Annotated in this window: 1 protein-coding gene; it reads left to right on the top strand. The window is 71.9% G+C overall.

What is annotated here, in order from left to right; genetic code table 11:
* Positions 1-40 precede the first annotated feature (40 nt).
* A complete protein-coding gene (locus OG609_RS05485; protein ID WP_327271745.1) occupies positions 41-9,523 on the top strand; it encodes a type I polyketide synthase in 9,483 nt (3,160 codons plus the stop codon).
* Positions 9,524-9,527: the final 4 nt, after the last annotated feature.

Below are 9,527 nucleotides of genomic sequence, written 5' to 3'. Positions count from 1 at the left end.
CGCCCCTTCCCGACCGACCCTTTGCAAGGAGTGACACCCCATGGCGAACGAGGAGAAGTTCCTCGACTACCTCAAGCGGGCCGCGGCGGACCTGCGCGAGACTCGCCGTCGGCTGCGGGAGATGGAGGACCGGGAGCGGGAGCCCATCGCGATCGTGGGCATGAGCTGCCGCTACCCGGGCGGGGTGACGAGCCCCGAGAAGCTGTGGGACCTGGTCGCCTCGGGCGGGGACGGCATCTCCCCGTTCCCCACCAACCGGGGCTGGGACATCGACGGAGTGTTCGACACCGACCCGGACCGGTCCGGTACGTCGTACGTCCGTGAGGGCGGATTCCTGCATGAGGCAGGGGCGTTCGACCCCGGTTTCTTCGGGATCTCGCCGCGTGAGGCGCTGGCGATGGACCCGCAGCAGCGCCTGCTCCTCGAAGTCTCGTGGGAAGCGTGCGAACGCGCGGGGATCGACCCGACGTCCTTGAAGGGCAGCCGGACGGGCGTGTTCGCCGGTCTGATGTACCACGACTACATCAGCACGCTGCACTCCCTGCCCGACGGTGTGGAGGGTTACCTGGGCACGGGCAACTCGGGCAGTGTCCTGTCCGGCCGGGTGTCGTACACGCTGGGCCTGGAAGGGCCCGCGGTGACCGTCGACACGGCGTGCTCCTCGTCCCTGGTCGCCCTGCACTTCGCGGTGCAGGCGCTGAGGTCGGGCGAGTGCACCATGGCCCTGGCCGGCGGTGTGAGCGTCATGGCGACCCCCGGAACATTCGTGGACTTCTCACGCCAGCGCGGTCTGTCCTTCGACGGCCGCTGCAAGTCCTTCGCGGCGAGCGCGGACGGCACCGGCTGGGCCGAGGGCGCCGGTGTCCTCGTGGTGGAGCGGCTGTCCGACGCCCTCCGGCTGGGACACGACGTGCTGGCCGTGGTCCGCGGCTCCGCCGTGAACCAGGACGGGGCCAGCAGCGGTCTGACGGCGCCCAACGGTCCGTCCCAGCAGCGCGTCATCCGGCAGGCACTGGCCAACGCACGGCTCGCACCGGAGCGGATCGACGCGGTGGAGGCGCACGGTACGGGTACGACGCTGGGTGACCCGATCGAGGCGCAGGCGCTGCTGGCGACGTACGGTCAGGGGCGGGCGGACGGGCGGCCGCTGTGGCTGGGGTCGTTGAAGTCGAACATCGGTCACACGCAGGCCGCGGCCGGTGTGGCCGGTGTGATCAAGATGGTGCTGGCGATGCGGCACGGTGTGCTGCCGCGGACGCTGCATGTGGACGAGCCGACGCCGCAGGTGGACTGGGAGTCCGGCGACGTCCGGCTGCTGACCGAGCAGCGGGAATGGCCCGAGACGGGCGAACCGCGGCGCGTCGGCGTGTCGTCCTTCGGTGTCAGTGGCACCAACGCGCACGTCATCCTCGAACAGCCGCCCGTGGTGGCAGCGGAGAGCGGAGCCACACCGGCGCGGAAGTCTCCGGTCGTGCCGTGGCTGCTCTCGGCCGCAGTCGGCCCCGGTGCGCTCGAGGCGCAGGCGGGCGCTCTGGCCGGCCACATGGACGCGGTGGGCACGCAGGCGTCCGGCGCGCTGGACGTCGGTTTCTCCCTGGCCACCGGCCGGGCGGCACTGGCCCAGCGCGCGGTAGTGCTCGCGGACGGCCGCGACGGACTGCTCGAGGGCCTGAACGCGCTGGCGGCCGGACGGCCGTCCGCCGGTGTGGTGCGGGGCTCGGCGGTGGACGGCCGGCTGGCGGTGCTGTTCCCGGGCCAGGGATCGCAGTGGCCGGGCATGGGCCGCGAGCTGTACGAGGCGTATCCGACGTTCAAGGACGCCTTCGACGCCGTATGCGCGGAGCTGGACCCCCATCTCGACCGGTCGGTACGCGAAGCCGTCTTCGATGGCGGGGAGTTGCTGGACCGGACGCAGTTCACACAGGCCGGACTCTTCGCTTTCGAGGTCGCGCTGTTCCGGCTGGTCTCGTCGTGGGGTGTCACCCCCGACTTCCTGATGGGCCACTCCATCGGTGAGCTGTCCGCCGCCCACGTGGCAGGCGTGCTCTCGCTGGAGGACGCGGCGACACTGGTCGCCGCCCGGGGCCGTCTGATGCAGGCCATGCCGGCCGGCGGCGCCATGGTGTCCCTGCAGGCGACCGAGAACGAGGTCCTCCCCCTGCTGGGCGAACGTGTGTCGATCGCGGCGCTCAACGGGCCGCAATCGACGGTGGTTTCGGGTGATGAGGACGCGGTCCTGGCGATCGCCGCGCATTTCGGTGCGGAGGGCCGCAAGACCAAGCGGCTGCGGGTCAGCCACGCGTTCCACTCCCCGCACATGGACGCCGCGCTCGACGAGTTCCGTACGGTGGCCGCGGGGCTCGCCTTCCATCCGGCCGGGATCGCCATCGTCTCCGACGTCACCGGCCGGATCGCCGAGCCCGGTGAGCTGAGCGACCCGGAGTACTGGGTACGTCACCTACGCCAGACCGTCCGCTTCCTCGACGGGACGCGAAGTCTCCAGGACCAGGGCGTGACGACGTTCCTCGAACTCGGCCCGGACGGCGTGCTGTCCGGCATGGCGCAGGAGTGCCTGGACGGCGAGGGGCACGCCTGCGTGCCCGCCCTGCGCCGGAACAGGAACGAGCCGCAGACACTGCTCCGTGCGATGGCGGAACTGCATGTGCGCGGTCCGCACGTCGACTGGGCCTCCTACTTCGAGGGGACCGCCGCCCGCCGGGTCGACCTGCCGACGTACGCCTTCCAGCACCAGGAGTTCTGGCCGCGGCCCCAGCTCCGGCAGCCGGGCGGCCCCGAGGAGCACGTGGTCCAGGATCCGGCTCAGGCCCGCTTCTGGGAAGCCGTCGAGGGCGGCGATTCCCGGGCCCTGGCCGAGGCACTCGGCGTCGAGGAGGACATGCGGTCCTCGCTCGCCGATCTGCTTCCCGTCCTGTCGTCGTGGCGGCGGCGGCACAGGGACGAGTCGACCGTCGACGCCTGGCGCTACCGCGTCACCTGGAAGCCGCTGACGCCCGCCCCCGCGGCCGCCCCCACCGGAACCTGGCTCCTCGCCGTCCCCGCGGACCGGGCCGGGGACGAGGCGGTGACCGCTGTCGGGCGCGAGCTGGCAGCGGGCGGCGCCGATGTCGCACGACTCCTGATCACCACGGACGGGAACGACCGGGTCACGGTCGCGCGCGCCCTGAACGACGCGCTCACCGACAGCGGCCCGCTTGCCGGGATCGTGTCACTGCTCGCGCTGGACGAGGAAGCGGACCGCAGCCATCCGGTGCTGCCGGGCGGGCTCTGCGCCCTGCTGGCGCTGATCCAGGCCGTCATGGACCTGGACGAGGACGTACCACTGTGGTGCGTGACCCGCGGCGCCGTGTCCATCGGGCGGTCCGAGGCCCCCGCAGGCGCCGTGCAGGCACAGACCTGGGGCCTGGGCCGGGTGTTCGGCCTGGAGCGCGCCGAGCGCTGGGGCGGCCTCATCGATCTTCCGGCGGACCTGGACACCCTCGACTCCCGGGCGTGGGCGCGACTGCGCGGCGTGCTGGCCGGGCCCGTCGGAGAGGACCAGGTCGCCCTGCGGCAGGGCGGCGTGTTCGGGCGCCGGCTCGTACGCGCCCCGGCACCCGCCGCGTCCGCGCCGTGGAACCCGCGTGGAACCGCGCTCATCACCGGCGGGACGGGTGCGCTGGGCGCGCACGTCGCGCGCCACCTCGCCCGCGAGGGTGTGGAGCACCTCGTGCTCACCGGCCGGCGCGGACCCGCCGCCGAAGGCGCCGCCGCACTCCACGACGAACTCGCCGCGCTGGGCGCCCGGGTGACGATCGCGTCCTGTGACGTCGCCGACCGTGACGCACTCGCCGCGCTCGTGGACCAGGTGCAGGAAGCGGACGGCCGACCCATCGGGACGGTCGTCCACGCAGCCGGGGTGACCGTGACGGCCGGGCTTGCCGAATCGGATCCCGCGGACGTCGCGGACGCCGTCGCCGCCAAGGTGGCCGGCGCCGCGAACCTCGACAGCCTCTTCGGGACGGAATCGGGCGGGACACCCGAGGCGTTCATTCTGTTCGCCTCGGGCGCCGGAGTGTGGGGCGCCGCCGGACAGGGCGCCTACGCGGCGGGCAACGCCTACCTGGACGGCCTGGCGGAGTACCGGCGCAGCCGCGGGCTTCCCGCCACGTCGGTCTCCTGGGGCGGTTGGTCCGGTGGCGGCATGGCCGACAGCGCGGCCCAGGACATGCTCGCCCGCCGCGGGCTCACGGGCATGGACCCGGAGCTGGCCATCGGCGCGCTCGTACGGGCGGTCGAGACGGGCGAGACGTGCCTGACCGTCGCGGACATCGACTGGTCCCTCTTCGCGCCCGCGTTCACGCTGGCGCACCCCAGGCCGCTGATCGGTGACATCCCGGAAGCAGCCGAAGCCCTGCGGAGCAACCCGTCCGAGGCCGGCAACGCCGGGACGGAGGCCTCGGCGGCGCTGCGCGCCCGGCTGACCGAACTCTCCGCGACCGGACGCGACCGGGAACTGCTCGACCTGGTCAGGGCCGAGGCCGCAGCCGTACTCGGTCACCCGTCGGCCGAAGCTGTCCCCGCCGACCGGGCCTTCCGCGACCTGGGCTTCGACTCCCTGACCGCCATCGAGCTCCGGAACCGGCTGAACAGGGCGACCGGACTGGACCTGCCCGCGACCCTCGTGTTCGACCACCCGACACCGGCCCACATCGCCACGGGCCTGCTGGCACCGCTGCTCGGGGGCGCGAATACCGGGGCCCCCGCCCCTGCCCCCGCTCCTCTCCGCACCGACGACGACCCCATCGCGATCGTCGGCATGAGCTGCCGCTACCCGGGCGGCGTCCGATCCCCCGACGACCTGTGGGACCTGGTCGCCAACGGCCGCGACGCCATCGCGGAATTCCCCGCCGACCGGGGCTGGGACCTCGGCCGGCTGTACAGCGACGACCGGGAACGCCCCGGCACCACCTACGGGGACGAAGGCGGCTTCGTCCACGACGCCACGGACTTCGACGCCGGCTTCTTCGGGATCTCGCCGCGTGAGGCGCTGGCGATGGACCCGCAGCAGCGGCTGCTGCTCGAAACCTCGTGGGAGACCTTCGAGCGGGCCGGCATCAGCCCGGCCTCGGTGCGCGGCACCCGCACCAGCGTGTTCACGGGGACCAACGGCCAGGACTACGCCACGGTCCTCCTCGGCTCCCCGGACGCCTCAACGGGCTCGCTGGCCACCAGCAACGCCGCGAGTGTCGTCTCGGGCCGGCTCTCGTACACCTTCGGCCTGGAAGGGCCGGCGGTGACCGTGGACACGGCGTGCTCGTCCTCGCTCGTCGCGCTCCACCTGGCGATCCAGGCACTGCGGGCGGGGGAGTGCTCGCTGGCCCTGGCCGGGGGAGTGACGGTCATGTCGACACCGGCGGCGTTCGTGGAGTTCAGCAGGCAGGGAGCGCTGGCTTCGGACGGTCGCTGCAAGTCTTTCGCCGACGCTGCGGATGGCACGGGCTGGGGCGAGGGCGTCGGGATGCTGCTCATGGAGCGGCTGTCGGACGCCCGGCGCAACGGTCACGAGGTGCTGGCCGTCGTCCGCGGTTCAGCGGTGAACCAGGACGGTGCGTCGAACGGTCTGACGGCGCCGAACGGACCGGCCCAGCAGCGCGTCATCCGGCATGCACTCGCCTCGGCGGGTCTGGAGCCGGCGCAGGTCGACGCGGTCGACGGACACGGGACCGGCACGCGGCTGGGTGACCCGATCGAGGCGCAGGCGCTGCTGGCGACGTACGGTCAGGGGCGGGCGGAGGGCCGGCCGCTGCTGCTCGGGTCGATCAAGTCGAACATCGGTCACACGCAGGCCGCGGCGGGTGTGGCCGGGGTCATCAAGATGGTGATGGCGATGCGGCACGGTGTGCTGCCCCGTACCCTCCACGTCGACGAGCCGACGCCGCAGGTGGACTGGTCGGCGGGTGCGGTGGAGCTGCTGACGGAGTCGGTGGCGTGGCCGGAGACGGGTGAGGCGCGCCGGGCGGGGGTGTCGTCGTTCGGTGTCAGTGGCACGAACGCGCACGTGATCCTGGAGCAGGCTCCGGAGATCGAGGCGGCGGCAGAGGCCGTGGGTGTCCCGGTGCCGGTGGTGCCGTGGGTGGTGTCGGCGAGGACGGCCGAGGCGCTCGTTGCCCAGGTGGAGCGGTTGTCGGCGTTCGTCGGGGATCGGGATCCGGTGGATGTCGGGTTCTCGTTGGTGACGACGCGGGCGGCGTTGGAGCATCGTGCGGTGCTGATGGGTGACCGGACCCTGCGGGGCGAGGTGGTCGAAGGCCGGTCGGCGGTGTTGTTCTCGGGTCAGGGTGCGCAGCGGTCGGGTATGGGTCGTGAGCTGTACGAGTCCTACCCGGTGTTTGCGGATGCGTTTGATGCTGTGTGTGCGGAGTTGGACCGGCATCTGGACCGGCCGGTCCGTGAGGTGGTCTTCGGCGGCGGTGAGCTGCTGGATCAGACGCAGTTCACGCAGGCGGGGCTGTTCGCGCTTGAGGTGGCGTTGTTCCGGTTGGTGTCGGCGTGGGGTGTGAAGCCGGACTTCTTGTTGGGGCATTCGATCGGTGAGTTGTCGGCTGCGCATGTGGCCGGGGTGCTGTCGCTGGAGGACGCGGCGAGGCTGGTGGCGGCCCGGGGCCGTCTGATGCAGGCGTTGCCGGCCGGTGGGGCGATGGTCTCGCTCCAGGCGACCGAGGACGAAGTCCTTCCGCTGCTGACCGACGGTGTGTCGATTGCCGCGCTCAACGGGCCGTCTTCGACGGTGGTGTCGGGTGACGAGGACGCGGTTCTGGCGATCGCCGCGCATTTCGGGGCGGAGGGCCGTAAGACCAAGCGCCTCCGCGTCAGCCACGCCTTCCACTCGCCGCGCATGGACGCGATGCTGGACGAGTTCCGCACGGTCGCCGAAGGCCTCACCTTCCACCGGCCCGAGACCATGGTTGTGTCCAATGTGACCGGTCGGGTCGTGTCGGACGACGAGATCTGCTCGGCGGACTACTGGGTGCGCCACGTCCGTGAGGCGGTGCGTTTCCTCGACGGGATGCGTGCCCTCCAGGACCAGGGCGTGGCCACGTTCCTGGAGTTGGGTCCGGACGGTGTGCTGTCCGCGATGGGACAGGACTGTGTCGAGGACTCGGCGTTCGTACCGGCTCTGCGCAGGGACCGCGACGAGCCGCTGACGCTCGTCACCGCCCTCGCGGAGCTCCACGTACGCGGTACGTCCGTCGACTGGGCCGCGTACTTCGCCGGCACCGGCGCCCGCCGCATCGGCCTGCCCACGTACGCCTTCCAGCACGAGCGGTACTGGCCGAGCGCACCGCTCGTCCCGGTCGGTGGACCTGCCGGCACGCGGAATCCGATCGACGCCGAGTTCTGGGACGTCGTCGCACGCGGTGACGTCGACACCCTGGCCAGGACGCTCGATGTCGGAGAGACCGGCACGCCGTCCCTCGCGAGCATGCTGCCCGCCCTGTCCCAGTGGCACCGCAATCGCAGCGAAAGCTTGTCGGTCGGGTCCTGGCGGTACCGCGTGACCTGGAAGCCCATCGACGACACGACCGAGCCCGCGCTCTCCGGCGTTTGGGTGCTCGCGGTTCCCACGGGAAGCACCGACGAACCGATCGTCGCAGACTGCGTGAGCTCCTTGCGCGACCACGGGGCAAGCGTCGTGGTTCTGCCCGTGGACGGCGGACTGGACGACGTCACCACGATCGGCGACCGGCTGCGCGAGACCATCGACGACCACGGAAGCCTCTCCGGCGTGCTGTCGCTGCTGTCCTTCGACGAGCGCGCCCATCCCGTGCACAGCGTGCTGCCGTCCGGTTCGTTCGCCGTTCTGGCCCTTCTGCGGGCGATGACCTGGCTGGAGCTGGAGTCGCCGCTGTGGTGCGCCACCCGGACCGCCGTGTCCGTCCGGCGATCCGACGTCCTCGCCCGGCCGGTGCAGGCACAGACCTGGGGCCTGGGACGGGTCGCCTCGTTGGAGCACCCCAAGGTGTGGGGCGGTCTCGTCGACCTGCCGGAAGAGGTGGACGCCCGCGCACTGAACCGCTTGGTGGCCGCCCTCGCGGGCACGGACGGCGAGGACCAACTGGCGGTACGTGGCACGGGGGTGCTCGCCCGACGGGTGCTGCCCGCGCCACCGGACGGATCGGCGCCCGCACGGTCCTGGAAGCCGTCCGGCACCGTGCTCATCACCGGCGGAACCGGTGCGCTGGGCGGGCACGTCGCGCGGTGGCTGGCCACTGAGGGAGCCGAGCACGTCGTCCTCACGAGCCGTAGAGGTGACAAGGCTTCAGGAGCCACTGAACTGGTCGCCGAGCTGGAGAAGCTGGGCAGCAGGGTCACCGTCGCCGCGTGCGACGTGACCGACCGGGCTGCGGTGGCCGGCCTGCTGGAACGGCTCTCTGCCGCCGGGGACACGGTGCGTACCGTCGTGCACGCGGCAGGAGTCGGCAAGCTCGCCTCGCTGACGGTGACGGACGACGACATGTTCGCGGACATCGCCGCCGCCAAGGTCGCCGGAGCCCGGTACCTCGACGAACTGATCGACCACGACAACCTCGACGCGGTCATCTACTTCTCCTCGGTCTCGGCCGTCTGGGGTGTCGGAGACCACGGGGCCTACGCGGCTGCCAACGCCTACGCCGACGCGCTCGCCGAACAACGGCGTGCCGAGGGCGTGCCGGCCCTGTCCGTGGCCTGGGGGCCGTGGGCCGGTGGCGGAATGGTGAGCGACGACGCCAAGATCCTCCTCGACCGGCAGGGCGTACGTCTCATCCAGCCCGCGTCGGGCATCGCCGCGCTCCGGCAGGCCCTGGATCACGACGACACCACCGTGGTGGTCGCCGACGTCGACTGGGAACGCTTCGCGCCGGTCTTCACCATGGCGCGCGCCCGCCCCCTGATCGCCGACATCCCGCAGGTGGCAGCGGCCATCGGGGACGCGGTGGAACCGGCCGACCAGACGGAGACCGCCCCGGCCCTGCGCGCGGAGCTGATCGTGCTCTCCGAGGCCGACCGGGCACAGCTCCTGCTGGATCTGGTGCGCGGCCACGCGGCGACCGTGCTCGGACACGCGACGCCCAAGGGCGTCGAAGCGGGCCGGGCCTTCAGGGAACTCGGCTTCGATTCACTCACCGCGGTCGAACTGCGCAACCGGCTCAACACCGCGACCGGGCTGCGCCTTCCGGCGACGTCCGTCTTCGACCACCCGACGCCGACCGCACTCGCACGCCATCTGCAGGCGGAAATCCTGCAGGACGCGGAAGGCGATCTGCCACCCGGCGAGGAACTCGACCGGCTGGAACAGGTTCTCGCCGCCCGCGCGCACGACGACATCGGCCGGATGCGCGTGGTCATGCGCCTGGAATCCCTGTTGTCCAAGCTCAACGAGGCGAACGGGCCTGCCGACCGGGACAGCAGCGCGGAGCGCTACGAGTCCGCGACGAACGAGGAGTTGTTCGACTTGATCGACAACGACCTCGGGATCTCTTGACGTG

The organism is Streptomyces sp. NBC_01224 (assembly GCF_036002945.1).
Taxonomy (GTDB): domain Bacteria; phylum Actinomycetota; class Actinomycetes; order Streptomycetales; family Streptomycetaceae; genus Streptomyces.
This window is presented reverse-complemented; position numbering and strand designations above follow the sequence as displayed.